Below are 2,177 nucleotides of genomic sequence, written 5' to 3'. Positions count from 1 at the left end.
TTTGTTGAATGTTCAATTGTCATCGCGAGCAAGCTCGCTCCCACAGAAATCTCATTGCGTTTGACTCGAGTGATCAGCCCGGCGGAACTTTCGAATTCACCAGGAGTTTCACATGGCGAAGAAACCCAAGGCAGCCACGTTCATCAAGGACCCGCTCTGGTACAAGGACGCGGTGATCTATCAAGTTCATGTCAAATCGTATTTCGACTCCAACAACGACGGAATTGGCGATTTTCCCGGCCTCATCGCCAAGCTCGACTACATCGCCGACCTTGGGGTCAACACCATCTGGTTGTTGCCGTTCTATCCCTCGCCACGGCGCGATGACGGTTACGACATCGCCGAGTATCGCGGCGTGCACAGTGACTACGGCACCATGGCCGATGCCAGGCGTTTCATTGCCGAGGCACACAAACGCGGCCTGCGGGTGATCACCGAACTGGTCATCAACCACACTTCCGACCAGCACCCGTGGTTCCAGCGCGCACGCAAGGCCAAAAAGGGTTCGGCCGCCCGGGACTTCTACGTGTGGTCCGATGACGATCAGAAATACGACGGCACCCGCATCATTTTCCTCGACACCGAAAAGTCCAACTGGACCTGGGACCCGGTCGCCGGCCAATACTTCTGGCACCGCTTCTACTCCCACCAGCCGGACCTGAATTTCGATAACCCGCAAGTCATGAAGGCGGTGCTGTCGGTGATGCGTTACTGGCTCGACATGGGCATCGACGGCTTGCGCCTGGACGCCATTCCTTATCTGATCGAACGCGACGGTACCAACAACGAGAACCTGCCGGAAACCCACGACGTCCTGAAAAAGATCCGCGCCGAAATCGACGCCAACTACCCCGATCGCATGCTGCTGGCCGAGGCCAATCAATGGCCGGAGGACACCCAGTTGTACTTCGGTGACACCGATAAAAAAGGCTTGAATGGCGACGAATGCCACATGGCCTTTCACTTTCCGTTGATGCCGCGCATGTACATGGCGCTGGCTCAGGAAGATCGCTTCCCGATTACCGACATTCTGCGCCAGACCCCGGATATTCCGGCCAATTGCCAGTGGGCGATTTTCCTGCGCAACCACGATGAGCTGACCCTGGAGATGGTCACCGACAAGGAGCGCGACTACCTGTGGAATTACTACGCTGCCGACCGCAGGGCGCGGATCAATCTGGGGATTCGCCGCCGTCTGGCGCCTTTGGTGGAGCGCGACCGCCGTCGGGTCGAGCTGCTCAATAGCCTGCTACTGTCGATGCCCGGCACGCCAACCCTGTACTACGGCGATGAAATCGGCATGGGCGACAACATCTACCTCGGTGACCGCGACGGCGTACGCACGCCGATGCAATGGTCCATCGACCGCAACGGCGGTTTCTCCCGCGCCGACCCGGCCAGCCTGGTGCTGCCACCGATCATGGACCCGCAATATGGCTACCTGTCGGTCAACGTCGAAACCCAGGCTGGCGACCCGCATTCGCTGTTGAACTGGACCCGGCGCATGCTTGCCGTGCGCAAGCAATCCAAGGCCTTCGGGCGCGGTACGTTGAGGATGCTTTCACCCAGCAACCGACGGATTCTGGCCTACACCCGTGAATACACCGGGGTGGATGGCAAGCACGAAGTCATTCTGTGCGTGGCCAATGTGTCGCGCAGTGCCCAGGCCGCCGAGCTGGATTTGTCGGCCTACGTCGGCATGGTGCCGGTGGAAATGCTCGGGGGTAACGCGTTCCCGCCGATCGGCCAGCTGAATTTCCTCCTGACGCTGGCGCCCTACGGCTTTTACTGGTTCGGCCTCGCCGCGGAAAACCAGATGCCGAGCTGGCACGTGGAGCCCGCACAAAGCCTGCCGGACTTCACCACGCTGGTGCTGAAAAAACGCATGGAAGAGCTGCTCGAAGCGCCGTCACGCACCATGCTGGAGCAAAGCATCCTGYCGAACTGGTTGCAGAATCGCCGCTGGTTCGCCGGCAAGGACGCCGCCATTGAACGGGTCGATCTGGCCTATGGCGTGCGTTTCGGCGATCCGCAGCATCCGGTGCTGTTCAGTGAGATCAATGTCACCAGTGCTGGCCAGGTCAGTCGCTACCAGTTGCCGTTCGGCTTTATTTCCGAGGATCAGGTCGGTACTCCGTTGCCGCAGCAGTTGGCGTTGTCGCGGGTACGGCGTGGAC

General features: G+C 59.7%; 1 protein-coding gene. It reads left to right on the top strand.

Features of this window, described 5'->3' with window-relative positions:
- Positions 1 to 112 precede the first annotated feature (112 nt).
- Positions 113 to 2,177: maltose alpha-D-glucosyltransferase (treS, locus tag ACXRVY_RS25405; protein WP_458238569.1), on the top strand; the 2,065-nt coding region annotated here is incomplete at its 3' end.

The organism is Pseudomonas sp. P5_A2_2 (genome assembly GCF_054177685.1).
Note: the sequence above shows the minus strand (reverse complement) of the source record. Positions and strands in the feature narration are given on the sequence as shown.